Raw genomic sequence first — 25,167 nt, 5'->3', positions numbered from 1 at the left:
TCGCATTAAACCTTATGCCGCTGCCAGCGTCAACGGCTTTATTATGAAAAACCGAGCGATTGCACTCTTTTCCACCAGTCAGGCGCTGAAACGCTTTTTTTTTGACTGTTTAAATGGCAATCGGCCTCCTCATGACCTTCTTGCTGCCAGGCTGACCAGCGTTGGAAACCGCCGCGAATTTGTTTCGTGCCCGGGCTGGATGAAAATTATTTTCATCCTTTCATTGGGTTAGGTTGCATCTTTAAGCACCGTGATAAGCGCCATTTCATCGCCTGACAGACTGTTTTTAGCTTTCGTCGCGTATTGACCCGCAAACGGGCAAAAAACGCGCCCGGGTAGAGCAGGTAAACGCCTGACGTCGGGGAGCTGGCATTGAACACGCTGCTAAAAAATGCCATTATTGCGCAAATTTTGACATCCCCGTCATCCCTTTATACTGAGGTCGTCGCCATGAGAGGTTCAGCGCTGAATAATCGCTTCTGTAACCCGCATCAGCAGATGTCGTGCCGCCGTTCTTCATGTTGTCACACCTTGTCGATACTCTTTTTCACCGTGCGGTGAGGTCTTACTACGCTTAACTGTTGGCCATGCGTAAAAACAGATGCGATCTGATTTTACTGATGTCTATCGGTCTGAGCGGCGCTTAATCGCTGACAGCCTCTGACACCCACTTACCCTTGAACGCCGGGCATTTGTGCTATGACACCGTTAAAAATTGCAGCCAGTACCACTGTGGCAATCCATCTCCAGACCGGGCGCGAAGTCGTCACGCTGGATAATACTGATTTTACCGATGTGGCCGCGGTGGTGTTGTCTGTTTCTGACGCCAGGAGCGGCATGCTGGCACTGTTGCGCCACACGGGATTTAACCTGCCGGTGTTTATCGCGCTGGACGATGCCTCACAGGCCGACAGTTTGCCTGCGGTGGACGGAGTGCTGACAGGCGAAAAGGGTGATGCTTCATTGCTGGAAGCGGCGGCTTCCGGGTATCAGGCTGACTTACTGCCGCCATTTTTCCAGACGCTGACCAAGTACGTGGCGATGGATAACACCACCTTTGCCTGCCCCGGGCATCAGGGGGGCGAGTTCTTCAAAAAGCATCCGGCCGGGCGTCAGTTTTTTGACTTCTTTGGTGAGAACGTGTTTCGCGCCGATATGTGTAACGCCGACGTTAAGCTCGGGGATTTACTGATCCACGAAGGGTCAGCCAAACATGCACAGAAGTTTGCGGCGAAGGTGTTTAACGCGGATAAAACTTATTTCGTGCTCAACGGAACCTCCAGCGCCAATAAGGTCGTCACCAATGCGCTGCTGACGCGTGGTGATCTGGTGCTGTTTGACCGTAATAACCATAAATCAAATCATCACGGTGCGCTGATCCAGGCAGGGGCCACGCCAGTGTATCTGGAGACCGCCCGTAACCCGTTTGGCTTCATCGGCGGTATTGATGCGCACTGTTTTGATGAAGGCTATGTGCGCGAGCGGATCAACGAAGTGGCACCGGATCGCGCCGGAGATGAGCGGCCGTTCCGCCTGGCCGTGATTCAGCTCGGGACTTACGATGGCACGGTATACAACGCGCGTAAGGTGCTCGACAGTATCGGGCACCTGTGCGACTACATCCTGTTTGACTCGGCATGGGTCGGCTATGAGCAATTTATTCCGGTCATGGAAGCCTGCTCGCCGCTGCTGCTTGAGCTGAAACCTTCCGATCCGGGGATCTTTGTGACCCAGTCGGTACATAAACAGCAGGCCGGGTTCTCCCAGACCTCGCAGATCCACAAAAAAGATAACCATATTCGCGGCCAGCAGCGTTTTTGCAGCCATAAGCGGCTGAACAATGCGTTTATGCTTCATGCCTCAACCAGCCCGTTCTATCCGCTGTTTGCGGCGCTGGATATCAACGCCAAAATGCATCAGGGGGAGGCCGGTCGCCGTCTGTGGCATGAATGTGTGGTGCTGGGAATTGACGCCCGCAAGGCGATCCTGGCGCGCTGTGAGATGATTAAACCCTTTATCCCCGATGAGGTCGACGGCAGGCCATGGCAGGATGCGCCGACGGCCACCATCGCCTCGGACGCCCGTTACTTCAGCTTCGCTCCGGGCGCGGCGTGGCATGGCTTTGCCGGCTACGAGAAAGATCAGTACCTGGTTGACCCGTGCAAGCTGCTGCTGACCACGCCGGGTATTGATGCTGCCAGCGGTAAATATGCTGCGTTCGGCATTCCGGCGACCATCCTGGCAAACTACCTGCGCGAAAATGGCGTTGTGCCAGAAAAGTGCGATCTTAACTCCATTCTGTTCCTGCTGACGCCGGCAGAGAGCATGGAGAAGATGGCGCGGCTGGTGGCGAAGCTGGCGCAGTTCGAACAGCACATCAAAGAGGATGCGCTGCTGCGCGACGTGCTGCCGACCATTTACCGTAAAAATGCGGCGCGTTACGAAGGTTACACCCTTAAGCGTTTGTGCCAGGAGATGCACGACCTGTATGTCAGCCATGATGTGAAGGATCTGCAGAAGGCGATGTTCCGCCAGCAGAGCTGGCCGAAAATGGTGATGAACCCGCAGGATGCGAATATCGCCTTTATTCGCGGTAACGTTGAGCTTGTACCGATTGCCGAAGCGGCAGGGCGTATCGCGGCGGAAGGGGCGTTGCCTTATCCTCCGGGCGTGTTGTGTGTGGTGCCGGGTGAAGAATGGGGTGGAGCGGTACAGCACTATTTCCTGGCGCTGGAAGCGGGGCTGAATCTGCTGCCGGGCTTCTCGCCAGAGTTGCAGGGCGTGTATGTTGAAAGCGACGAGCAGGGCGTAAAACGGTTGCAGGGGTACGTGCTGACGGCGTGAGCATGGGCCGGTAGTCGCCGCAAAAAACGGGCGACTACTGGTCATGGAATCGTCACTTCAGGACGGATTTAATGCATCTTCCCGCGCCTGGCGCACAATGGCTTTTGCGATCCATTTACCAATGTCCTGCAGCTCGTCGTCATCGCAACCCCAGATATCTTTCATCACCAAAAAAATCTCCGAACCATACACCAGAGACAGTGAGCGCACGACGCGATCCATCAGCGCAGGAGGAAGCTCTTTATTGAGCGGCTCTATCACCTGGGTCAGCATGGCTTTTCGATTGCCACGCACCAGCTTTTCCTTTAACGGCAGCGCATTCACCGACTGCGACTGTGCCCACTGCGTCAGCGACAGATGGAGGGCTGCCCGGAGCGTACCTTCGTGTTTTAACATGCGGGGAAAGGCAAAGCTCAGCAGCTCGTCAATCCGGGCGCTGGCATCTTCTTCAGTCGGCTGCCAGTTTTTAATCGGGCTGAGCGTTTCGGCGACAATCGCTGATACCAGCGCACTCTGCGTAGGAAAGTAACGATAAGCCGTTGCGCGTGACAGCTGCGCCTCCTGAGCGACTTCCGTAATGGATGGAAATGCGCCGCTATCAAACAGCTTCATTGCCGTATCAATCAGTAAGCGGCGTGTTCTGGCGCGTGTGGATGTTAACCCCAAAACGCCAGCGGAATCCCTTTGCTCCACGATAACCTCATTTTCCAGTAGATCTGACTCTGTATCGATCCGGTAGTCATTATAACAATGCTACCGGCATTTTACTGCCGGGGGCGCGGGTCAGCACCTTGCTCCGGCGTTATAAGCGTAGTCAAAAACACCCGCAGACTCATGTTTCATTCAATTGATTTATCAATCTTTAAGGTGCTACTGTGAGTTCCTGCCAGTGCGCTTTCTTAGCGCTCCAAAGTTATTTACGTTTTTATGTGATGAATATCAACCCTTTATTAATATAAATAACAGGTTATTGTAACGCCAATGAAAAATGAGAATGGATCTGTCTACGTTGTTGCGACAGCGGATACTAAAGGAAGGGAACTGTTTTACGTGCGCGATCTGATCGTGCAGACCGGCGTAAAAGTCGTGACAGTTGATCTGTCTACTCAACCACTTAGCGAAACTTTTCCTGGCGATATTCCGGCTGAAATGGTAGCCGATTATCATCCCCAGGGACGCAATAGTGTGTTCTGTGGTGATCGCGGAAAAGCCATTGATGCGATGGCGCAATCTTTTAGGATTTTCCTTAGCCAGCGTAGTGACGTTGCAGGGATTATCGGGCTCGGTGGTTCCGGCGGTACGGCGCTGATTACCCCCGCGATGCAGGCCTTACCCGTGGGCGTGCCGAAGCTGATGGTGTCGACAATGGCATCGGGCGATGTGTCTGCCTATGTCGGTGCCAGTGATATAGGTATGCTTTACTCAGTGACTGATGTGGCCGGCCTCAACCGCATTTCCCGGCGCGTACTGGGCAATGCGGCCCATCAGATTGCCGGGGCGGTCAAATTCTCACTGCCTTCCTCCGGTGACGATAAACCGGCCATCGGTTTGACCATGTTTGGGGTGACCACGCCGTGTATCGAGGCTGTCAGCGCCGGGCTCGACGCTGACTATGACTGTCTGGTATTCCACGCTACCGGCAGTGGAGGCAGGGCGATGGAGAAGCTGGCAGACAGCCGGATGCTGACCGGAATGCTCGACCTGACGACCACAGAAGTCTGCGATTTACTCTTCGGCGGCGTGCTGGCCTGTGGTGAAGACCGCTTTGATGCCCTGGCGCGCAGCCAGATACCCGGCGTATTATCCTGCGGTGCGCTGGATATGGTGAACTTTGGCCATCCCTCCAGCGTGCCGGAAAAATATGCTGCCCGCCAGTTCTACCACCATAATGCCCAGGTGACACTGATGCGGACCACGGTGGAGGAGAATATCGCCATGGCCGAGTGGATCGCCGGTAAACTGAACCAGTGTGAAGGCGACGTGCGCTTCCTGATACCCGAAGGTGGATTTTCCGCCCTTGATGCACCGGGTCAGCCGTTCTGGTCACCCGAGGCCGATCGGGCGTTTATCACCGCCCTGGAATCACACTGTCATCGGACTGAAAAACGGCAAATTATTCGCCTGCCGTGGAATATTAATGACCCGCAGTTCGCCGCTGAAGCAGTGGCACAATTTCGTCAACTGGCGTCGAGAGGAAGATAATCATGCCCGCTTTTACCCGTCAGCAACTGCTGACTCATTTCAGACAGATGATTGCCCGCCGTGAGCCTATTATCGGCGGTGGGGCCGGCACCGGGCTGTCGGCTAAATGTGAAGAGGCCGGGGGCATCGACCTGATCGTTATTTATAACTCCGGGCGCTATCGTATGGCCGGGCGCGGTTCTCTGGCCGGGCTGCTGGCATATGGCAACGCGAATGAGATCGTGGTTGATATGGCTAAAGAGGTTCTGCCGGTGGTGAAACATACGCCGGTGCTTGCCGGGGTGAACGGCACCGATCCCTTCTGCCATTTTGATAAGTTCCTGGATGATTTGAAAGCGATGGGCTTTTCCGGTGTACAAAATTTTCCCACCGTTGGCCTGATTGATGGCAATTTCCGCGCCAATCTCGAAGAGACCGGCATGGGGTACGGGCTGGAAGTTGAAATGATTGCGCTGGCGCACCAGAAAGAGATGCTGACCACGCCCTATGTATTCAGCGCGGAGGATGCCGTGGCAATGACGCTGGCCGGTGCCGATATTATTGTGCCGCATATGGGGCTGACTACCGGCGGCAATATCGGCGCGGCAACGGCATTACAGCTTAAGGACTGTGTTCCCCGCGTGAATGAGTGGGCGGCGGCGGCGAAAGCCGTGCGTGAGGACGTGATTGTCCTGTGCCACGGCGGGCCGATCTCCAGCCCGGAGGATGCGCAGTACATTATGGACAACTGCCCGCAGTGCGACGGGTTCTACGGTGCCAGTTCGATGGAGCGACTGCCAACCGAAGTGGCACTGACCGAAACCACCCGCCGTTTTAAAAACATCAGCCGGTAATGTCCGGGTGAGGTTAAGAAGGAGGGGCAAGGCACTGGTTGCAGCGCCTTGCCTGCGTTTTAGTAGCGGTGATAGCTCTTCTGCGCGTTATTCACCTTATACAGGTAACGACGCGACTCGGCGGACGGATGGCTGGTGGTCAGCTTCTGGTACACCTCGGCAGGCGACAGGCCGTTGATGGCGCTGAACGCGCGATCTTTATCGCTGGAGAACACGCGCAGCACGCTGCCCGCCCCGCCGTTATAGGCGGTGATAACGGCATAACGACGTGAAGTCGGGTTACTGATCCCCGCCAGATAGTTGCCCTGTAACAGGGACAGGTAGGCTGCACCCGCATCGATATTGTTTTCCGGATCCAGCAGATAGCTGCGGCTCGGTTTGCCCCATTTCCCTTTCATACGGAACACATCCACCCCGGCGGTATGTTGCACCACCTGCATCAACCCCAGTGCGTCAGCATGACTGACCGCATAGGGGTTAAAGCTGGACTCTATCTGCATGATTGCCAGGATCAGCGACTGATCGACGCCGTAGCGTTCGGCGGCCTTACGCACCATCGGCAGATATTTGTGCGCACGTTTATCCAGGTGGTTAGGCACCATCGGAATGGTTACCGACCAGATGACATGCAGCCCGGAGTTACGGCGCTGAAGTTTATTCTGGATCAGGTAGTCGGCAAAACTGGCGGCACGACCCTGCCAGCGGATCGGCTGGCCGGTATTATCCAGCACCTGGCCGTACAGTAAGGGCTCTTTACTGACCTGAATATCCTTGGCGTCGGAATAGAGATCGACATTGCCCGGATCTTCACCGATCAGCAGGGTGGTAATGATGGCCTGACGCAGGCTGGCCGTCGGATCGGTGCCAGCGATAGTTTCAATCGTAATGCTACCGGCATCGAAGTTAATGTGGCTACGGGTATAGTACTGATCGCTGTACTTCACATAGTCTTTTGGACCTGCGATCAGGACTTCATTGATCCCCCAGATATTTTCGATGTTGTGGGCGAACTGTCCCATCAAAATATCAAAACCGTTGGTGTCTTTGATCCACTCTTCGTGAGAGGCGTTCTGCTTCTTGCCGGAGCAGGAAACTAACAACGGCGCAATAATCAGCAAACTTATCAGTTTTTTCTTCATTTTTTAGTAAAAGCCCACAATTGAGAGGGCCTCATCAGTGAGGCCCAACGACTTATTCTTCCGGCGGGGTATAACCTTCGATATGCACGTCGTGGCCTTCAAACAGGAACTTAATCATCTCCTGTTCCAGCAGCTTACGGTCATCAGGGTTCATCATGCTGAGTTTCTTTTCATTGATCAGCATGGTCTGTTTTGCCATCCATTTTGACCAGGCTTCTTTGGAGATCTCGTTAAAAATACGTTTACCTGTCTCACCCGGGTACAGCTGAAAATCCTGTCCTTCGGCATCACGTTGCAGGAACGTACAAAAAATGGTTCGGCTCATTACTCTTCCTCTTCCGTTACGCGAGCGCTCAATGCCATAGGGTTTGGCTGGCGCAACTGCTGTAGCAGACGCTCTACCGGCGCGGCCAGCCCCACAGCGGGCGGCTGCGCTAAGTTATACCAGAGACCCGCGCCATCATCCATGGCTGCACTGACAGAAGGCAGATCCAGCCACATTGGTACAATATCCAGGTGGAAGTGGCTGAAGGTATGCCGGAAGGCGGTCATCTGGTGTAGTTTACCGTCATCCACCCCGCGCTGCCGCAGGGCCTGGCGTAATGCCTCCTCGCTGGTGTACTGGGGGAAGCAGAATAACCCCCCCCACAGGCCAACGGGAGGACGCTGTTCCAGCCAGACGTCCTGCCCCTGCTGCATCAGCAGCAGGTAGCCGGTGCGTTCCGGAATGATCTGCTTCGGCTTTTTCCCCGGATATTGCGCCCAGCTGCTGTGGGCGTAAGCCAGGCAACCGGTATTCAGCGGACAGATCTCACACTTCGGTTTCGAGCGGGTGCAGACCATGGCACCGAGATCCATCATCGCCTGATTAAACTGGCTGACACCCTCGGCAGGCGTCACGGCTTCACTGAGCTGCCACAGGCGCTTTTCAACCTCTTTCTTACCCGGCCAGCCGTCCACCGCATAGCAGCGTGCCAGCACGCGTTTTACGTTGCCATCCAGGATCGGAAAATGCTTGCCCAGCGCCAGTGAAAGCACCGCGCCGGCGGTTGACCGGCCGATACCCGGCAGGGCCTCGACCTCTTCCAGCGTTTCCGGGAACACGCCCCCGTGTTTATCGACGACGGTTTTCGCTGCTTTGTGCAGATTGCGCGCCCGCGCGTAATAGCCCAGGCCGGTCCACAGGTGCAGCACTTCGTCCAGCGGTGCGGCGGCCAGATCGCTGACGGTAGGGAAACGCGCCATAAACCGTGTGAAATAGGGAATAACGGTCGCGACCTGCGTCTGTTGCAGCATGACCTCAGACAGCCAGACTTTATAGGGTGTTTTTTCCAGTTGCCACGGCAGGGTTTTCCGCCCGTAGCGCTGATACCATTCCAGTACCTGATGTGAAAACTGCGCTGGCTGCATGATGCGGGTTCCCGTTCTGCTATTCTGAAAATCAGGCAGGGATTCCAGCACAGACACTAAGGGCTGTAAACCGGATCTTCGCTGCATTTTATTAACCTGTAGAACAGTCTGTTCAGTCAGCCGAATTTTTAGCAGCCGCTATACTACCAGCCAGCCCCGGGAGTAAGCCGGTAACAGGGTATCCTTTATGTTTTCACTTCCTGAAGGCATAATGCCCGCTTTCTACAGTGCACAGCCGCAGGCAGAATCATGAAAAACGATGTTATCTCACCGGAATTTGACGAAAATGGCCGCGCTATGCGCCGTATCCGCAGCTTTGTACGCCGCCAGGGCCGTCTGACGAAAGGTCAGCAGCAGGCGCTGGATTCGCTGTGGCCGGTAATGGGCGTTGAGTTTCAGCCGCAACCGGTAGATTTAACCGCTCTGTTTGGCCGTGATGCACCGCTGGTGCTGGAAATTGGCTTCGGTATGGGAGCGTCGCTGGTGGCGATGGCGGCCAGTAATCCGCACCAGAATTTTCTGGGAATTGAAGTGCACTCGCCGGGCGTGGGTGCCTGCCTGGCCACGGCGGAAGAGGCCGGCGTCAGCAATCTGCGCGTAATGTGTCATGATGCAGTCGAAGTGCTAAATTTGATGATCCCGGATAATTCGCTGCGTATGGTGCAGCTGTACTTCCCGGATCCGTGGCATAAAGCGCGTCATAACAAACGTCGTATCGTGCAGGTACCGTTTGCTGAATTAGTACAGCGTAAACTCAAGCTGGGCGGCGTATTCCATATGGCGACCGACTGGGAAGCTTACGCGGAGCATATGCTGGAAGTGATGAGCAGTATTGAAGGGTATAAAAACCAGTCAGAAGCCGGAAACTGGGTGCCGCGTCCCGAGTCACGGCCGTTAACGAAATTTGAGCAGCGTGGGCAGCGTCTTGGCCACGGTGTATGGGATCTGATGTTTGAGAGGATTAAATAATGGCTACACAACGCAGTCGTCGTCTACGCAAGAAAATGCATATCGATGAGTTCCAGGAGTTAGGTTTCTCCGTGGGCTTTACCTTCCCGGAAGGAACTGACGAACAGACTATCGACAGCACCGTTGATGCGCTTATCAATGAAGTGATTGATCCGAATGGCCTGGCCTTTGATGGCAGCGGCTATCTGCAGTGGGAAGGTCTGATTTGCCTGCAGAAAATTGGCAAATGCACTGATGAGCATCGTGAGCTGGTCAAAAACTGGCTGGAAGCCCGCAAGCTGAACGACGTAAAAGTGACTGAACTCTTTGACGTCTGGTGGGACTGACGGTCTGACCGGAACAGAAGGTCAGACCCTGCGAAGGTGAAGCGATCGCTGTAGGGGCCGGTCTTTTTTCGGTCGGCCCTCCGGCGTGACCACATAAGGGGGCGACCATTTTTTCTGGTTGCCCCTTTTTCATATCAAGGAGACGATTTATGCGTAAAGCGCTTTTCAGTGGAGCATTACTGCTGCTGGCCGCAGGACAGGCTCAGGCGGATTACCAGTGCAGCGTTAATCCTCAGGACGATATCATTATCAGCCCGAACCAGGTGGAAGTGGTGGGGGCCAGCGGCAAGCTGATTATTTCCCCGGTTGGCGATGTGCAGCGTAATGGCAAAGTGGCCAGTATTGATGCAGCCACGCGTCAGAAAGCCATCGACTATCAGACCGCGCTGCGCCGTGACCTGCCGTGGATTGATAACGGCGCAAAACAGCGGCTGGAAAAAGGCCGTGTGGCGCTGGATCGGGTGATTGTGCAGAAGCTGGGGCAGGACAGTAACGTGCGTCAGCGCCTGACCTCGCTGGACGGGCAGCTCAAGCAGCAGATGAATCGCATCATCGAGCATCGCAGCGATGGCTTAACCTTCCACCATCAGGCCGTGGAGCAGGTTCGTCAGGACGGGGAGCGTCTGGTACAGAATGCGATGGGCGGCGTGGTGCAGGACAGCCTGAATGAGATGGGCAGCAAATCGACCGGTGGCGATAATCCATTGCAGGCGATCATGGGCAATCTGGGTGGCTTACAGCAGGCGATTCAGGCCGAATGGAGCAACCAGGAGCAGGATTTCCAGAACTTTGGTCATGAAGTCTGTAATCGTGTTACCACCCTGGAAGGACAGCGCAAGGCGCTGATCGCCGCGTTGAAATAACGTGCCGTTTGATATGGCGGGCTGACCGAAAAACAAAGTCAGCCTCTGCGTACCCTTTATACGTTGGGGCGAGAAGTTTTCCGGTCGCCCCCGACGTATTATTCTGCCAGGAAAAGCTCCAGCAGCGAGTTCAGGAACAGCTTCCCTTTCTCCGTAATCTGCCACGCCTCTGGCGTTTCTGTCAGATAGCCTCTGGCGATCGCCTCGTCGAGCTGCGTGCGGATGGTGCTCTCCGCCAGGCCGGTGTAGCGCGTGTACTCTTCGCGCGGTGCGGCCTCCAGCAGACGGAAACGGTTCATAAAGAACTCAAATGGCTTCTCGGCATCGGCCACTTCGTGTCGTTTATCCAGATATTTTCCGCTCATAAAACCACGCGGGTGCTTCGTTTTTGCCGTACGGATAATGGTTCCGTCCGGCTGGGTCAGCTTGCCGTGAGCCCCACAGCCAATGCCAAGGTAATCACCAAAGCGCCAGTAGTTGAGATTATGCTCGCAGCGATAGCCGGGTTTGGCATAGGCGGACGTCTCGTACTGCTGGTATCCCGCCGCCGTCAGCAGCGCATCGCCCTGTTCGAAAATATCCCACAAGTCGTCCTCATCAGGCAGGCGCGGCGGCCGCGAGGCAAACAGAGTATTCGGCTCGATGGTCAGCTGATACCACGACAGATGAGGCGGATTGAGCGCGATGGCCTGACGCAGGTCGTCCAGCGCTTCTTCCAGCGACTGATCCGGCAGGCCGTGCATCAGGTCGAGGTTAAAGCTGCGCAGCCCGAGGCCTTCGGCCAGTCGTGCCGCCCGCTTTGCCTCTTCAGGCCCGTGAATGCGCCCCAGACGCTCCAGTTTGGCCGCGCTGAAGCTCTGCACGCCAATGGAGATACGATTGACGCCGGCGCGCTGGTAGCCGCTGAAGCGCTCTGCTTCGACGGCACCCGGATTCGCTTCCATGGTAATCTCGGCGGCAGCTGACAGAGGCAGACGCGCACGCACGCCGTCCAGCAGCATCTGCATCGCTTCGCTGCTTAACAGGCTTGGCGTACCGCCACCGATAAAGATCGTGCTCACTTCGCGACCCGACGTCAGCGGCAGGTCAATATCCAGGTCGTTGAGCAGGTGCTGCACGTACTCTTCGTGCGGGACTTCCCCTTTCAGCGCGTGCGAGTTGAAGTCGCAGTACGGGCACTTCTGCACACACCAGGGAATATGGATGTACAGACTTAACGGTGGGAGATTAGGCATGTTTCATGGCACTCAACAGCAGGCTGAGGGCCTGGCCACGGTGTGACACTGCCTGTTTCTCTGCTTTAGTCAGTTCCGCAGCGGTTTTCCCCAGCGCAGGCACGTAGAAAATAGGGTCATAGCCAAAGCCGCCGACGCCTGCAGCGGTACGGGTGATTTCGCCCGCCCAGCTGCCGTGGAACACCAGCGGTGTCGGATCTTCAGCATGACGCAGATAGACCAGCACGCAGTGAAACTGCGCCTGACGCTCCCCGTCCGGCGTGGCTGCCAGCGTGGTCAGCAGCTTTTCCAGGTTCTGCTGATCACTGGCGTCCGGGCCCGCATAGCGCGCTGAATAGATCCCCGGCGCACCGCCAAGCGCATCGACCGCCAGCCCTGAGTCATCGGCTATCGCCGGTAAACCGGTAATGGCTGCCGCGTGACGTGCCTTCAGAATGGCATTTTCAATAAAGGTCAGACCGGTTTCTTCGGCGGACTCCACGCCCAGTTCCGTTTGCGCGACAATATCCAGCCCAAACGCGGCCAGCAGGTCGGCCAGTTCACGAACCTTTCCGGGATTACCGGTGGCGAGTACGACTTTTTGCATAATGATTCCAGAACGATAATTTTAAGAAAGCATTTTCAGAAACAGATGGCGCGATATAACCAGGAATTTTGCCCTTCAGGGGAAAGAATCATGGTTAATCCAATAGCCACAATAATTGGAGCTGCCGCAAGGCGGCAAGGACATGAGACCCCGGGAGCTTACTGTAGTAAGTGACCGGGGCGAATGTACGCAGCCAACGCAGCGGCAGTTTCAAGGATGAAGGCTATTTAAAATTGGGCCCAGCCAGGAATATATTCCAGTCCCAGGAAGTTCAGCATATAGAGAACCAGAATGACTGCCATCGCCGAGAAGTCGATGCCACCCATCGCCGGAATAATGCGGCGTACCGGAGCCATCAGCGGTTCAGTCAGTTGGATCAGCACGTAATCAACCGGGTTACGGCCCTGGCTTACCCAACTCATCAGTGAGCGAACAATAATGACCCAAAATACCAGCATGCCCGCCGCTTTAACCAGGATGACCAGGCCCAGATAGAGGAAAATCGGATCCGGTACAAACAGGCGCAACGTCACCGGCCCCAGCAGCACGCTGACGATATAGGCCAGCAGCAGTGAGGCGGTATCCACCGGCCCGACAGACGGGATGATTCGGCGCACGGGTTTGACGATTGGTTGGGTGATTTTCACCACAAACTGTGAAAACGGGTTGTAGAAGTCACACCGCGCCCACTGCATCCAGACGCGCAGTAATAACACTTTGATGTAAATCGCAATCACCGTTGTGACCAGAAAGATCAACGCTAGCATGGGGTTCCTCAGTTGTTATGATGAGCGGCGGCATGACCGTAGTCGCGCGCACCGAAAATAGCGGTGCCAATGCGCACCAGGGTACTACCGGCCGCGATTGCGGGGTCCATATCGTCACTCATTCCCAGCGACAGCGTATCTACGCCGGGAACCTCCCGCTGTAACTGCTTAAATGCCGCCGCCATCTGCTCGCATACGGCCAGCTGACGTGCGTAGTCAGCTTCCGGCGCGGGGATCGCCATTATTCCACGCAGTCTGAGGCGTGGCATTACGGCAATATCCTGTGCCAGTGCAGACAGCCCGGCAAGGGCAATACCGGATTTGCTCTGTTCATCGCTGATGTTTATCTGGATCAGAACGTTAAGCGGTGGCAGCGTTTCAGGCCGCTGCTCGTTAAGGCGGCTGGCAATGCGCAGCCGGTCAACGGTATGACACCAGTCAAAGTTCTCCGCCACAAGACGACTTTTGTTAGATTGCAGCGGGCCAATAAAGTGCCAGGTCAGGTCAGAATTTGCCAGCAGCTGGATTTTGTCCACGCCTTCCTGCACGTAATTCTCACCGAAGCTGCGCTGACCGGCCGCCACCGCTTCTTCGATCGCGCTCGCAGGTTTTGTTTTGCTCACTGCAAGCAGCTCAATCTCATGTGGATCGCGCCCGCACTGTGCCGCCGCCGCTGAGATCCGCTGGTGGACTTGTTGTAAGTTGTGCTCAATCGAAGTCATAGTCAGGGAACAAATATGGATATTGAGGAATTAGTGGCCCTTAGTGTAAAGCATAATGCAGGCGATCTGCACCTTTGCAGTGGTCATTCTCCATTCTGGCGCTGCAATGGCCGCCTGGCACCGATTGAGGGTATGCCGGAGATGACCAATGAGTGGCTGGAAAGCTTCGCTGTACGCTGGCTGACGGTCGTTCAGCAACAGACGCTGGCAGAGGAAGGGCAGGTGGACTTTGCCCTCACGATGCCGGACGGCGTGCGCCTGCGGGCCAGTCTTTTTCGTCAGCGCCACGGTTTATCGCTGGCGCTGCGCCTGATTGCCAGCCGCTGTCCGGATATGACGTCACTGCTTCTTCCTGCGGTGACCCAATCGCTGCTGCTGCGGGAAGAGGGCCTGATTCTGATCGTCGGCGCTACCGGTAGCGGAAAATCCACTACGCTGGCGGCAATGATTGACGGGATGAACCAGCAGCAGCAGCGCCATATTCTGACGCTGGAAGATCCGGTTGAATATCTGCATCACAGCGAGCAGTCGCTGATCCAGCAGCGTGAGAAAGGGCTGCATTTTACCGACTTTGGCGGAGGGCTGAGGGCGGCGCTGAGGGAAGACCCTGATGTGATACTGCTGGGGGAACTGCGCGACGCCGAGACGATTCAACTGGCGCTGACTGCCGCCGAAACGGGGCATCTGGTGCTGGCAACGCTGCATACCCGAGGGGCGGCGCAGGCGGTGGAGCGACTGGTGGATGTCTTTCCGGGAAACGAAAAGAATCTGGTACGCAGCCAACTGGCGGGCAGCTTACAGGCGGTGATTGCCCAGCGACTGGTAGCAACCACTGGCGGCAGGGTCGCGCTGTTCGAGGTACTGGTGAACAGTCCGGCAGTGGCTAACCTGATCCGCGAGGGGAAAACCCATCAGTTGCCTGCACTCTTGCAGACTGGCAGTCAGCAGGGGATGCAGACGTTTGAGCAAAGCCTGGCGGAAAGGCAGAGAATGGGGGTTCTGGCTGGTTAACCGGTATTGAGAAGGCGGGCTGACGAAAAAAGCAGGTCAGCCATGACCGTCACAGCCTGAGGGGTGTCCTTTTGCAGTCACCTGTGTCGGGGGAGGCTTGCGATCCATAGCCTGCTTACGTGTAATGATTCTCGAACCAGCTTTCCAGAATAATCACTGCAGAGAGCGAGTCGACGCTGCCTTTGCTCAGGGCGCGAAAACCGCCGCGCTCAAACAGTTCGGCCCGGGCTTCGACGGTGCTCAGGCGTTCATCGTGCAGTTCTATCTGCACGCCAAAACGTCCGTGCAGGCGGTTGGCGAATTTGCGGGCGCGCACCGTTAATGGTTGCTCGGTGCCATCCATATTTAACGGCAGTCCCACCACCACGCGGTCGGGCTGCCACTCTTTCAGCAGTGCTTCAATTCTGTTCCAGTCCGGCACACCATCGTTGGCCTTCAGTGCCGTCAGAGGGCGTGCGGTGCCGGTCAGCTGCTGGCCGATGGCCACGCCGATGCTTTTCGTCCCGAAATCGAAGGACAACATAGTCATACTGCTCATCAGGCGTGTCCTGCTTCACTGGCTATATTATGGATATCCACGCCCATGCTTTTCGCCGCTTCACGCCAGCGCTCTGCAATCGGGGTATGGAACAGAATATTGCTGTTAGCAGAGGTCGTCAGCCAGGCATTTTCCAGCAGTTCATTTTCCAGTTGGTCTTTTTCCCAGGCACAGTAGCCCAGCGCCACCAGTACGTTATCCGGCTGCTCCGGCGTTCCCAGCGTTTCCAGCACGTCACGGGAGGTGGTGATCACCGTGTTGTCAGACACGCGAATACTGGAGGTGAATGTTTTCTGCGCGGAATGCAGTATAAAACCGCGATCTTCTGCCAGCGGCCCACCGGTAAAGACAGGTTTATCCAGCCTGACGTCGGGTTCGCGTGGCGTGGGTGAAATTTTTAGCTTGGTCAGAATGCCGTCAACCGTCAGATTTTCCATCGGCTTATTCACTATCAGACCCATCGCACCATCACTATTATGTTCACAGATATAGACCACTGAACGTTTGAACAGCGGATCCTGAAGCGTTGGCATGGCAATCAAAAAATGATGCTGTAAATTCATACTTAATGTTCTGTAGTCTGGTTAACGCCCGGACGGATAGTCGCGGGCGTTAATGGGTGAGCAGCGGGCAGTCCGGCCCCGCCGCAACAATCAGGCCAGGCGTTTTTCGATCGCATCCATCAGCATACCAGTGACAGAAATCGGGAATGCGGCTTCGATCTCACGAACGCAGGTTGGACTGGTCACATTAATTTCAGTCAGCTTGTCACCGATAATATCCAGTCCGACAAAGATCAGCCCTTTCTCTTTCAGAATTGGGCCGACACGGCGGGCAATTTCCCAGTCGCTTTCGGTCAGTGGACGGGCTTCACCACGGCCACCGGCGGCAAGGTTACCACGGGTTTCACCTGATTTAGGAATACGCGCCAGGCAGTAAGGCACTGGCTCACCGTCCACGACCAGCACGCGCTTATCTCCGTCTTTAATCGCCGGCAGGTAATTCTGCGCCATGCAGTAGAAGCTGCCGTGCTCGGTCAGGGTTTCAATAATGACTGACAGATTCGGGTCTTCCTGTTTAATACGGAAGATTGACGCGCCGCCCATGCCGTCCAGCGGCTTGAGGATGATGTCACCATGCTCCTGCCAGAATTCACGGATCTGGCTGGCATTGCGGGTGACCAGGGTATCCGGGGTCAGTTCTGCGAACCAGGCGGTGAACAGCTTTTCGTTACAGTCACGCAGACTCTGCGGCTTATTAACGATCAGCGTGCCTTTTTCTTCCGCACGCTCAAGGATATAAGTGGCGTAGATAAACTCGGTATCGAAAGGGGGATCTTTACGCATCAGCACCACGTTCAGGTCACTGAGGGCAATATCCTGCTCGCTACCAAATTCGAACCATTTGTCATAGTTCTGTTCAACGCTTAACTGGCGGGTACGTGCCCGGCCCTCGCCGCCGCGCAGATAGAGATCGTTCATCTCCATGTAATGAATTTCATAACCGCGGCGCTGTGCTTCCAGCAGCATAGCAAAGCTGCTGTCTTTTTTAATATTGATAGACGTAATGGGATCCATCACGATGCCAAGCTTAATCATTGTGTCTCCAAATTGAGCTTTCCCATGACAGAGAAGGCTCAAGCTATGCGGAATAATACCTAAAAGTTAGCCCAGGTCGCCAAAACGTACCTGGAGGGCGGTTATTGCCGTCAGTGCTGTTGTTTCAGTCCGCAGAACGCGCGGCCCAAGCAAAATGTCGGTGAATCCAAACTGTGCTGTCATGCTGATTTCATCGGCCGTCAGTCCCCCTTCGGGACCAATCAGCAGCCTGACCCGTTCAACCGGCAGCGGCAGTGTGTTGATACTGTGTTCAGCCCGGGGATGAAGATTCAATCTTAACCCGCGATCCTCTTCGGCACACCAGGCGTCAAGTGCCATTGCCGGACGAATATCCGGAACGACATTACGTCCGCACTGTTCGCAGGCGGCAATGGCGATTTTTTGCCACTGCTGCATTTTTTTTAACAGACGTTCTGTATCCAGCTTTACGCCACAGCGTTCAGAAAACAAGGGGGTAACGACATTTACCCCCAGTTCAACGGCTTTCTGGATAGTGAATTCCATCTTTTCGCCGCGTGACATCACCTGGCCAAGGTGCAGATGAAGCGGAGACTCGCGGCTGTCGGCGCGGCTTGCGGTGATTTTCACGCGCACATTTTTTTTATCGGCCTGAATTATCTCGGCGGCAAAAGTCAGATTTGTGCCATCGAACAACTCCAGGGCCTGGCCTGGCACCATGCGCAGCACGCGACCAACATGATTGGCGGCGTCTTCGCAGAGGGCCGTCTCGCTGCCTGTCTCTAACGGTTCAGGGTGAAAAATGCGGGGTATACGCATGGTGATCCTGTCAAAAGTAGTGCACGAATGCTGTGCAGTGTAGGTCAGTGATTTTACTGCTGGCAAGCCTGCTGTACATAGGGGTTATGATTCCCCTGTACGCGTGCAATACGCCGATCGCGTTCGCACTCCCACGGCGTGACCGGATACTGCTTACTCCACACGTTCATCAGTTGGGTCTGCTGTCTGGACATTTGCAGCTGGTACTGGTCACGCATATAAAACCAGGTGCGGGCAATGGCCCCACGGGCACGTACCGGCGGCTCAGCCAGTTTGCTTTTGAAATCGACTTTCATCGCGCACTGGCCATACTGCGGCTCGCCGCCATTCCACTGGCTGTACATAAAGTTTCCCCGGTCGCCGTTCACTTCCCCGATGGACGGCTGCAGGTTGTGCAGATCGGTTTCCATACGGCGGTAGCCGTCGTCTTTCGCACAATTCTTACGGCCGCCATTTTGCCAGCACTGACGCTGATGGCCGAAACTCCAGGCCGGAACCACATGCTCCCACTCTATACGGCTGGCGCGATTGGCATTCTTACGCACCTGATAACCGCACGAGGCAAGGTCAGGCACCCCTTTTTTCCCCTGCCAGTGAATTTTGCAGCCGCAGTAGAACGTGCCGGGCGCGCCACTGTTGATCTGCGCGGCATAGGCTTTCGCCTGACTGAAGCTGTTTTGATGATAGTTATCCAGGCTGAGGGCATGGCTGAAAAAGGCGGGTAACAGCAGAGCAAAGGCCACAGTGGCCAAAATTTTGCGAGACATATTCCAGTAAATCTGTAATCCATGAAAGAGGCGGGGAGAGTAACAGATATGAAAGATATTACGAATATGTCACGGCAATACCCGTCTTAAATTGCGGATTTTTCAATCATATCAGGTTTTTTTAGGATTTCTGGAAGTCTCCCGACTTCAGGAGATCGCCACAGTGCAGGCAGCGGTACTCGCTTTCGCCACGCACCACGCGGTTATGACGCCTGACGGTCAGTTGGTGCTGCTGACAGCGACAGAAATAGGGGAAGGCCCGGCTGCGCACCGATTCTATCTCGAACTGATGGGTGCGGCATGCCGGAACGCCAAGCACGCTTTCCATCATCCACTTCCACTCTTTGCCGTGCGGGGCGACGCGGCCAAAATGTTTCCATACCAGCAGATGAGCCAGTTCGTGCGGGACGACTTCATCCACAAATGCCTGCTGATTTTCCAGCAGTAATACCGGATTCAGTCGGATTTCCCAGCGCTGAAGCCAGGCAGTGCCAGCCGCTGTGCCACGCTGTTGATAAACCAGGGAGGGTTCAGGATAGTCACGTTCCAGGCGCAGGTTGGCCTGCTGCAATTTTTCGCGCAGCTGACGCATAACGGCCTGTTGCAGGGCGATAGGGAGTCTGAGGGATTTCATGCCGCAAAGAATACGGGCCGATAAAGAGCAATTCAAGAGGGTGTGACATCACTGTGGCTGCCTTTACATTGCGTTTGTGGGGGCATCGGGCTGTCGAGGTCGTGTGGCAGAGGAGGGCGGCGAAGCAGGATGAGGGCACTTTCAGAAGAACGTCGGTACGGGGAGCCCCGTACCGACGAGCGGTCACAGTTTAGTTACGCTGACCGATGTTACGCAGTTTTTTACCCGCTAACAGATTACGTTCGATGTGTTCCAGCGAAACGTTTTTGGTTTCCGGGATCAGCCACAGCGTCAGCACGATGAAGAACAGGTTCAGTGCGCCGTACACCCAGAAGGTATTGGCATTGCCCAGATTGTTCAGCATGGTCAGGAAGGTTGCCCCGACAATCATATTCGCGATCCAGTTGGTGGCCGTAGAAACGGTAATGCCGAAATCACGGCCTTTCAACGGCTGGATCTCTGAACACAGTACCCAGATCAGCGGGCCGGCGCTCATGGCGAAGCCAACGATAAACATCAGCAGCATCGCCACCGCGAAGTATTGCGCGCTCTGAGAATGAATCCCCATATGCAGCATGGTACCCAGAATGCCCATACCGGCAGCCATCACAATAAAGCCTAAGATCAGCGTAGGTTTGCGGCCCCAGCGATCCACCAGGCCGATAGCGATAAAGGTTGCCAGCACGTTAATCAGACCAACAATCACCGTGCCCCACATTTGCTGGGTGGTATTGGTGAACCCGGCAATCTCAAAGATTTTTGGCGCGTAGTACATGATGACGTTCATACCGGTGAACTGCTGCATCACCTGTAACAATACGCCCAGATAGACGGCACGACGGAAGTTGCTGTTGTCTTTAAACAGCGACCAACCGGACTGTTTGATCTTCAGACTTTCACGAATCTCATCCAGTTCACGTTTTGCCTGTTCACTGGTATCACGCAGACGATCCAGCACGCGCTGTGCGCTGCGGAAGTCGCCTTTCGCTGCCAGCCAGCGCGGGCTGTTCGGCAGGAAGAAGACCCCGACCAGCAGCAGCAGGGCAGGGATGGTGATCACGCCCAGCATCCAGCGCCATTCACCGGTATAGCTGAAGGCTGTATCTGACAGGTAAGCCCCGAGAATACCAATGGTAATCATCAGCTGATACAGCGAGATCATGCTGCCACGGATTTTCTCCGGAGCAATCTCGGACAGATAAAGTGGGGCAGTATAAGAGGCTACCCCGACCGCCAGACCCAGCAGTACGCGGGCAACGATCAGCATTTCCGGGTTAGGGGCAAAGGCCGACCACAGTGAACCGATGACGAACAGGACAGCACCGATCATCAGGCTCTTTTTACGCCCGAGATAGGATGACATCCAGCCGCTGCCGACGGCACCAATGGCGGCACCAAACATCATTGAGCTGACAATCCACTCCTGCTGATGCGGTGTCACGTTAAAGTCTTTGGCGATAAACGGCAGTGCACCCGCGATGACGCCGATGTCCAGACCAAACAGCAGGCCCGCCAGTGCTGCGAGGAAACAGACGAACAGGGTCATAGCCTTGTTCGATGTCCGGCTCCGTTTTTTATTTTCAGGCATAGTTGCCTCCATTAAGTAGTCCCACTTGTTGTTGTTATAGATGTTAGGTAAGCCTGGCGCAGCAGACTGTGCTTCAGATCACATTGGTGTAATCGCTTACACTTCTGAAATCGCTGAAAAACACTTTTTATCATGCTGTAACGCTTTGTAACCAGTAACTCATAGCAGTTTATAGCTTTAACTATTTTCCCCCTGAACCACTATCAGACAACGCTGAAAATAGCGCATTTTCAGAATAAGCATAAGATTAGAGTTGATGTAATGATATGAAATATTTAGGTTTATTAAGTGTAATCGTTATCATTTTAAGGCCGTGGCCACTTTGTTATACGCGTAAAAAAGGGCACCCGAAGGTGCCCTGATGCAACCGGCTTAAATTTACTTCAGGCCGGCAGCGTCACGCAGCAGTGCCGCTTTGTCGGTTTTTTCCCACGGGAAATGTTCGCGACCAAAGTGACCGTAAGCGGCGGTTTCACGGTAGATCGGGTGCAGCAGATCCAGCATCTGGATCAGGCCGTAAGGGCGCAGGTCAAAGAACTCGCGCACCAGCAGCGTCAGCTGTTCGGTAGAGATTTTTTCCGTACCGAAGGTTTCCACCATGATAGAGGTCGGTTCAGCCACACCGATGGCGTAGGAGACCTGAATTTCACAGCGATCGGCCAGACCAGCAGCCACGATGTTTTTCGCTACATAGCGTGCCGCATAGGCTGCTGAACGGTCGACTTTTGACGGATCTTTACCTGAGAACGCCCCGCCGCCGTGACGGGCCATGCCGCCGTAGGTATCGACGATAATTTTACGTCCGGTCAGGCCGCAGTCGCCCATCGGGCCGCCGATAACAAAACGACCGGTCGGGTTGATGTGATATTTGGTGCTGGCGTTGATCCACTCTGTCGGCAGAACCGGCTTGATGATCTCTTCCATCACTGCTTCCTGCAGATCTTTCTGCGAGATATCTTCCGAATGCTGAGTCGACAGCACCACCGCGTCAATACCGACGATTTTACCGTCGTCGTACTGGAAGGTGATCTGGCTTTTCGCATCCGGGCGCAGCCATGGCAGGCTGCCACTTTTGCGCACTTCAGCCTGACGCTGTACCAGACGGTGTGCGTAAGTGATTGGCGCAGGCATCAGCACGTCGGTTTCATTGGTGGCATAGCCAAACATCAGGCCCTGGTCGCCTGCACCCTGTTCCAGCGGATCGGTGCGGTCAACGCCCTGATTGATGTCAGGTGACTGTTTGCCAATGGCGCTCAGTACGGCACAGGAGTTGGCATCAAAGCCCATATCGGAATGAACATAGCCGATATCACGCACGGTCTGGCGAGTGATCTCTTCGATATCAACCCACGCGCTGGTGGTGATTTCACCGCCGACCAGCACCATACCGGTCTTCACATAGGTTTCACAGGCCACACGCGCTTTCGGATCCTGCTCGAGGATGGCATCGAGCACAGCATCAGAAATCTGGTCGGCGATTTTATCAGGATGTCCTTCTGATACGGACTCGGATGTAAAAAGGTGTTTAGCCATTTTATTCTTTACCTTGACTCTAACGGGTTAATAATCGACTGCATAGCGCGAAGACTGGAAACCAGCCCGGAGGCAAAGCCATGAACAGTAATAAAGGACGCTTGGAAGTTAACCAGTATAGATGGATTAACATCTGGACGTCTATTTTAGGTTACTCAATAAGCGTATTGCCAGCGTTTTTTGCTGACTAATGTTTTAAGTAATGTAAAAAGTGGCAAGATATCCTGACAGACTACGCATTTAGCACATTTAGATTTTGCATTTTACCCTTCAGAGCTGTATAAAACGCCGTTGCCCGTTGTCGTTGTCGTTGTCATTGGGCGCAGCAAATGCCCGTCAGCCACGAACCCTTTCGTGCTGGCCTTCACCCTCAGTCTCAGGTTTTCCATACGCCACAGTGGTGTGTGTGGAGGTGATAGCAGTAATGAACCACGATGTCGTTTCATCCGGTCAATTACGCCATTCGGGCGTGTTCAGTTCCCCTTCATTTATCACGACTCCTTACCCTCTGAGCCGAAGTTATCTCTGCGCTGGTCATAATCCCGACACCCGCGGCAGTTAAGCTTTCTATACTCATAGCGGTGCTCTCAGATTATCCTGAGAGTGTTCCTTATTAGTTCTCTGACCCGTTACCCGGAGTCCGCGACGTGTCTTACAATGTTATACTTAACAATCCGCGCTTAATGGCCTTGCTAACTTCAGGGCTGAAATTACCGGCGGGGAATGGGTTATTGCTGCAGGGGACGCCTGTAGCGGATTGCTGTTTTGCATCATTACAACTTGAGGTTCGCGATGTCTGACGACATGAAGACAATTAAGGGTTCGTCAGCAGGCGAACAGGGTGTACTACGCTCCATGCAGGAGGTCGCAATGAGCGATCAGGATGCCAGCAAAATGCTGCGTACCTACAACATCGCCTGGTGGGGTAATAACTACTATGACGTCAACGAGCTGGGGCACATCAGTGTCTGCCCCGATCCGGATGTGCCGGAAGCGCGCGTTGATCTCGCCAAACTGGTTAAAGAGCGTGAGGCCGAAGGCCAGCGTCTGCCAGCCCTGTTCTGCTTCCCACAGATTTTACAGCACCGCCTGCGCTCGATTAACGCCGCCTTTAAACGCGCGCGTGAGTCCTATGGCTATCGCGGTGACTACTTCCTGGTCTACCCGATTAAGGTTAACCAGCACAAGCGTGTGATCGAGTCCCTGATTAACTCCGGTGAACCGCTGGGCCTGGAGGCGGGCTCTAAAGCCGAGCTGATGGCCGTACTGGCTCACGCAGGTATGACCCGCTCGGTGATCGTCTGTAACGGCTATAAAGATCGTGAATATATCCGTCTCGCGCTGATTGGCGAGAAGATGGGCCATAAGGTCTATCTGGTGCTGGAAAAAATGACCGAAGTGAAGCTGGTACTGGAAGAAGCGGAGCGCCTGAATGTGGTGCCGCGTCTGGGTATCCGCGCGCGTCTGGCCTCTCAGGGCTCCGGCAAATGGCAGTCGAGCGGTGGCGAAAAATCGAAGTTTGGTCTGTCAGCCACTCAGGTGCTGAAGCTGGTAGAAATCATGCGTGAAGCGGGCCGGATGGAAAGCCTGCAACTGCTGCATTTCCACCTTGGTTCACAGATGGCTAACATTCGCGATATCGCCACCGGCGTACGCGAATCGGCGCGGTTCTATGTTGAACTGGCGAAGCTGGGCGTAAATATCCAGTGCTTCGACGTGGGCGGCGGGCTTGGTGTTGACTATGAAGGCACGCGCTCGCAGAGCGACTGCTCGGTCAACTATGGACTTAACGAGTACGCCAACAACGTCATCTGGGCCATTGGCGACGCGTGTGACGAGCACGACCTGCCGCACCCGACGGTGATTACTGAGTCGGGCCGCGCCGTTACCGCGCACCATACTGTTCTGGTGTCCAACATTATTGGTGTGGAGCGCAACGAGTTCAGCGAGCCTCAGCCGCCGCTGGAAGACTCCCCGCGCCCGATTGTCAGCATGTGGGATACCTGGCAGGAGATGCACGAACCCAGTAACCGTCGTTCGCTGCGCGAATGGCTGCATGACAGCCAGATGGATTTGTTCGATATCCACACCGGCTATTCGCAGGGGACTTACGATCTGACCCAGCGTGCCTGGGCCGAGCAGCTGTATCTCAGCATCTGCCACTATATTCAGCAGCATCTTGACCCGAGCAATCGTGCACACCGCCCGATTATCGACGAACTGCAGGAGCGCATGGCGGATAAAATTTACGTCAACTTCTCGCTGTTCCAGTCGATGCCGGATGCGTGGGGTATCGATCAGCTGTTCCCGGTGATGCCGCTGGAAGGCCTGAATCAGGTGCCTGAGCGCCGGGCGGTACTGCTGGATATAACCTGTGATTCTGACGGGACTATCGACCACTATATTGACGGTGATGGCATTGCCACCACCATGCCGATGCCTGAATACGATATCGATAACCCGCCGATGCTCGGCTTCTTTATGGTGGGGGCGTACCAGGAGATACTGGGTAACATGCATAACCTGTTCGGCGACACCGAAGCGGTTGACGTGTTTGCCTTCCCTGACGGCAGCGTGGAAGTCCAGCTTTCTGATGAAGGCGATACCGTCGCCGATATGCTGGAGTACGTGCAGCTGAATCCGGCAGAGTTGCTGACCCACTTCCGTAACCAGATCAAACAGAGCGATCTGGATGAAGAGCTGCGTGCGCAGTTCCTGGAAGAGTTTGAAGCGGGCCTTTACGGGTACACGTACTTAGAAGACGAGTAAAACCGGAGCGATAACCTTCGGCTTTGTTTCTGAAC

25 protein-coding genes are annotated in these 25,167 nt (G+C 55.0%); 9 read left to right on the top strand and 16 right to left on the bottom strand.

The window, feature by feature from the left end:
* Positions 1 to 232, top strand: a 232-nt coding sequence (locus EPE01S_RS23615; protein ID WP_167550583.1) for a hypothetical protein, incomplete at its 5' end; no start/stop codon positions are given.
* 467 nt (positions 233 to 699) lie between these two features.
* Positions 700 to 2,844 carry an ornithine decarboxylase gene (locus EPE01S_RS09220; RefSeq protein ID WP_062744335.1) on the top strand — a complete coding sequence of 715 codons (2,145 nt, stop codon included), beginning with the start codon at positions 700 to 702 and terminating at the stop codon, positions 2,842 to 2,844.
* 57 nt (positions 2,845 to 2,901) lie between these two features.
* On the opposite strand, the gene EPE01S_RS09215 is transcribed toward EPE01S_RS09220, so the two are convergent.
* Positions 2,902 to 3,555, bottom strand: a complete 654-nt coding sequence (locus EPE01S_RS09215; protein ID WP_062744334.1) for a TetR/AcrR family transcriptional regulator — start codon at positions 3,553 to 3,555, stop codon at positions 2,902 to 2,904.
* A 270-nt stretch (positions 3,556 to 3,825) separates the two neighbouring features.
* On the opposite strand from EPE01S_RS09215, the gene EPE01S_RS09210 reads away from it, so the two are divergent.
* Both EPE01S_RS09210 and EPE01S_RS09205 read left to right on the top strand, forming a co-directional pair.
* Positions 3,826 to 5,046 carry a Tm-1-like ATP-binding domain-containing protein gene (locus tag EPE01S_RS09210; RefSeq protein ID WP_062744333.1) on the top strand — a complete coding sequence of 407 codons (1,221 nt, stop codon included), beginning with the start codon at positions 3,826 to 3,828 and terminating at the stop codon, positions 5,044 to 5,046.
* A gap of 2 nt (positions 5,047 to 5,048) precedes the next feature.
* Positions 5,049 to 5,879, top strand: a complete 831-nt coding sequence (locus EPE01S_RS09205; RefSeq protein WP_062744332.1) for a phosphoenolpyruvate hydrolase family protein — start codon at positions 5,049 to 5,051, stop codon at positions 5,877 to 5,879.
* A gap of 59 nt (positions 5,880 to 5,938) precedes the next feature.
* Here EPE01S_RS09205 and mltC read toward each other — a convergent pair whose 3' ends face one another.
* Genes mltC through mutY form a run of 3 tightly spaced genes read right to left on the bottom strand, consistent with a single transcriptional unit; the run spans position 5,939 to position 8,428 of the window.
* Positions 5,939 to 7,018, bottom strand: a complete 1,080-nt coding sequence (gene mltC / locus EPE01S_RS09200) for a membrane-bound lytic murein transglycosylase MltC (RefSeq protein WP_062744331.1) — start codon at positions 7,016 to 7,018, stop codon at positions 5,939 to 5,941.
* 52 nt (positions 7,019 to 7,070) lie between these two features.
* A complete protein-coding gene (locus EPE01S_RS09195; protein ID WP_062744330.1) occupies positions 7,071 to 7,343 on the bottom strand; it encodes an oxidative damage protection protein in 273 nt (90 codons plus the stop codon).
* Positions 7,343 to 8,428: an A/G-specific adenine glycosylase gene (gene mutY, locus EPE01S_RS09190; RefSeq protein WP_084344182.1), complete on the bottom strand. Its 1,086-nt coding sequence runs from the start codon at positions 8,426 to 8,428 to the stop codon at positions 7,343 to 7,345. The genes EPE01S_RS09195 and mutY overlap by 1 nt, the downstream gene beginning before the upstream one ends.
* Before the next feature lie 249 nt (positions 8,429 to 8,677).
* On the opposite strand from mutY, the gene trmB reads away from it, so the two are divergent.
* The 3 genes from trmB (at position 8,678) to EPE01S_RS09175 (ending at position 10,586) form a co-directional block, all read left to right on the top strand.
* Positions 8,678 to 9,397: a tRNA (guanosine(46)-N7)-methyltransferase TrmB gene (gene trmB, locus EPE01S_RS09185; RefSeq protein ID WP_062744329.1), complete on the top strand. Its 720-nt coding sequence runs from the start codon at positions 8,678 to 8,680 to the stop codon at positions 9,395 to 9,397.
* Positions 9,397 to 9,723 (top strand): YggL family protein, encoded by a 327-nt coding sequence (locus EPE01S_RS09180; RefSeq protein WP_062744328.1) that lies wholly within the window; start codon positions 9,397 to 9,399, stop codon positions 9,721 to 9,723. The genes trmB and EPE01S_RS09180 overlap by 1 nt, the downstream gene beginning before the upstream one ends.
* Before the next feature lie 149 nt (positions 9,724 to 9,872).
* Positions 9,873 to 10,586 carry a YggN family protein gene (locus tag EPE01S_RS09175; RefSeq protein ID WP_062744327.1) on the top strand — a complete coding sequence of 238 codons (714 nt, stop codon included), beginning with the start codon at positions 9,873 to 9,875 and terminating at the stop codon, positions 10,584 to 10,586.
* A 98-nt stretch (positions 10,587 to 10,684) separates the two neighbouring features.
* On the opposite strand, the gene hemW is transcribed toward EPE01S_RS09175, so the two are convergent.
* The 4 genes from hemW to EPE01S_RS09155 form a co-directional block, all read right to left on the bottom strand.
* Positions 10,685 to 11,821: a radical SAM family heme chaperone HemW gene (gene hemW / locus EPE01S_RS09170; RefSeq protein WP_062744326.1), complete on the bottom strand. Its 1,137-nt coding sequence runs from the start codon at positions 11,819 to 11,821 to the stop codon at positions 10,685 to 10,687.
* A complete protein-coding gene (gene rdgB / locus EPE01S_RS09165; protein WP_062744325.1) occupies positions 11,814 to 12,407 on the bottom strand; it encodes an RdgB/HAM1 family non-canonical purine NTP pyrophosphatase in 594 nt (197 codons plus the stop codon). Before rdgB ends, hemW begins: the two co-directional genes overlap by 8 nt.
* A gap of 227 nt (positions 12,408 to 12,634) precedes the next feature.
* Positions 12,635 to 13,174 carry a YggT family protein gene (locus EPE01S_RS09160; protein ID WP_062744324.1) on the bottom strand — a complete coding sequence of 180 codons (540 nt, stop codon included), beginning with the start codon at positions 13,172 to 13,174 and terminating at the stop codon, positions 12,635 to 12,637.
* Between the two features lie 8 nt (positions 13,175 to 13,182).
* Positions 13,183 to 13,896, bottom strand: coding sequence for a YggS family pyridoxal phosphate-dependent enzyme (locus tag EPE01S_RS09155; protein WP_062744323.1), 714 nt, complete (start codon positions 13,894 to 13,896; stop codon positions 13,183 to 13,185).
* Between the two features lie 15 nt (positions 13,897 to 13,911).
* On the opposite strand from EPE01S_RS09155, the gene EPE01S_RS09150 reads away from it, so the two are divergent.
* Entirely contained in the window at positions 13,912 to 14,907 is a 996-nt protein-coding gene (locus tag EPE01S_RS09150; protein WP_062744322.1) for a type IV pilus twitching motility protein PilT, read from the top strand.
* A gap of 115 nt (positions 14,908 to 15,022) precedes the next feature.
* Here the strand turns inward: EPE01S_RS09150 and ruvX are convergent, their stop codons facing one another.
* From ruvX to metK, 8 genes are all read right to left on the bottom strand, one after another.
* Positions 15,023 to 15,445, bottom strand: coding sequence for a Holliday junction resolvase RuvX (gene ruvX / locus EPE01S_RS09145; RefSeq protein WP_174522416.1), 423 nt, complete (start codon positions 15,443 to 15,445; stop codon positions 15,023 to 15,025).
* Positions 15,445 to 16,008, bottom strand: a complete 564-nt coding sequence (locus tag EPE01S_RS09140; protein ID WP_062744320.1) for a YqgE/AlgH family protein — start codon at positions 16,006 to 16,008, stop codon at positions 15,445 to 15,447. The genes ruvX and EPE01S_RS09140 overlap by 1 nt, the downstream gene beginning before the upstream one ends.
* Positions 16,009 to 16,098: 90 nt before the next feature.
* Positions 16,099 to 17,043 carry a glutathione synthase gene (gene gshB, locus EPE01S_RS09135; protein WP_062744319.1) on the bottom strand — a complete coding sequence of 315 codons (945 nt, stop codon included), beginning with the start codon at positions 17,041 to 17,043 and terminating at the stop codon, positions 16,099 to 16,101.
* A 66-nt stretch (positions 17,044 to 17,109) separates the two neighbouring features.
* Positions 17,110 to 17,841 (bottom strand): 16S rRNA (uracil(1498)-N(3))-methyltransferase, encoded by a 732-nt coding sequence (gene rsmE / locus EPE01S_RS09130; protein ID WP_062744318.1) that lies wholly within the window; start codon positions 17,839 to 17,841, stop codon positions 17,110 to 17,112.
* A gap of 53 nt (positions 17,842 to 17,894) precedes the next feature.
* Entirely contained in the window at positions 17,895 to 18,608 is a 714-nt protein-coding gene (gene endA, locus EPE01S_RS09125; protein WP_062744317.1) for a deoxyribonuclease I, read from the bottom strand.
* Between the two features lie 121 nt (positions 18,609 to 18,729).
* A complete protein-coding gene (locus EPE01S_RS09120; protein WP_062744316.1) occupies positions 18,730 to 19,242 on the bottom strand; it encodes a SprT family zinc-dependent metalloprotease in 513 nt (170 codons plus the stop codon).
* Positions 19,243 to 19,432: 190 nt separating this feature from the next.
* Positions 19,433 to 20,830, bottom strand: a complete 1,398-nt coding sequence (locus tag EPE01S_RS09115; RefSeq protein ID WP_062744315.1) for a sugar porter family MFS transporter — start codon at positions 20,828 to 20,830, stop codon at positions 19,433 to 19,435.
* 378 nt (positions 20,831 to 21,208) lie between these two features.
* Complete coding sequence (metK, locus tag EPE01S_RS09110; RefSeq protein WP_062744314.1) at positions 21,209 to 22,363, bottom strand: methionine adenosyltransferase; 1,155 nt, start codon at positions 22,361 to 22,363, stop codon at positions 21,209 to 21,211.
* Between the two features lie 792 nt (positions 22,364 to 23,155).
* Between metK and speA the strand changes: the two genes are divergently transcribed.
* Complete coding sequence (gene speA / locus EPE01S_RS09105) at positions 23,156 to 25,132, top strand: biosynthetic arginine decarboxylase (protein ID WP_072277432.1); 1,977 nt, start codon at positions 23,156 to 23,158, stop codon at positions 25,130 to 25,132.
* Positions 25,133 to 25,167 lie beyond the last annotated feature (35 nt).

Origin of the sequence: Erwinia persicina NBRC 102418 (assembly GCF_001571305.1) — a bacterium.
GTDB lineage: Bacteria > Pseudomonadota > Gammaproteobacteria > Enterobacterales > Enterobacteriaceae > Erwinia > Erwinia persicina.
This window is presented reverse-complemented; position numbering and strand designations above follow the sequence as displayed.